Source organism: Neisseria sp. HMSC068C04, assembly GCF_001810105.1.
Lineage (GTDB): Bacteria > Pseudomonadota > Gammaproteobacteria > Burkholderiales > Neisseriaceae > Neisseria > Neisseria flavescens_B.
Map to the genome: position 1 here is coordinate 3,526 of NZ_KV799965.1, position 964 is coordinate 4,489.

General features: G+C 49.2%; 1 protein-coding gene. It reads left to right on the plus strand.

Going from position 1 to position 964, the window contains the following annotated elements; translation table 11 throughout:
• Positions 1–120: 120 nt before the first annotated feature.
• The coding region (locus HMPREF2700_RS06825; RefSeq protein WP_070591137.1) for a T6SS immunity protein Tli4 family protein at positions 121–964 on the plus strand (844 nt) is incomplete at its 3' end.

Genomic DNA, 964 nt, shown 5'->3' on the forward strand with positions numbered 1-964 from the left:
CCGAAATCCTCGCTATCTGGGACACCGTACTGCCGACGTTGAAGCCGGTTAAATAAACAATACGGACGGGGAGGCCGTCTGAAAAGCCGATACCGCCCGCCGCAAATGAAAGGAAACCTCATGACCCGCAGCCTCCCCCTCATCACGGCACTCCTCCTTTCCGCCGCCGTCCCCGCCCGGGCCGCAGGCAGTCCGCCCATCATTGACACCGCCTACTGGACCGAACAGCCCTATTGCAGCGGCCGCTATCAATTGCGCTTGCCGTCTAAGCGTCGTCACGGAAGTACACACATTGATTACAACGGCTGGAGCGTGATGGTTATGTTTAACGACTGGAATAGAAATGTTAGGAATATCAACGAGTTTAAACAAAATGGTAGAGCAGGAACAAAAATTGTTGTTGACACCCGTACTCTAATTCCAGGGCAAGCGATGATGCAGGTAACGCGCGGGGGATTTCATTGGGAAAACATTATCGGGAAGGACGGTATGCCCTATGAAGCCGATTTATATTTTAAGCTGGATACTAACGATGCCTATATCGTACGCAGTTTTTTCTATATCCCAGCTGATAATAAAAAAGCTCCTGCCAACTGGAAAGCCAAAGAGAAAGAATTGATAGATGGCATTGAGAAAAAATTCCGCCAAGATTTTCTGAATAACCTGCGGATACGGCAAGAATTTGAAGTGCCAAATCGGCATGGTATCTGCCTGATAGGCGGTTTTATTGCGGACGATGGCAAAAAACCGTTTACAGCGCATACCACTGTCGAATTTGCCAAGCAACACGATATGAGTCTGGAAATCATGCATGGTGACGAGCTTAAGAAAGGCGAACCGACGCTGCTGCAACGGGATATCGCTCCGGAAAAAAGCGCATTGGCAAAAATCTTTAAAATTACAGGCTACCGCACCATTCGCCAAGGCCCACGGAGCATTAACGGCATGTCGGGTACGGAAAAAC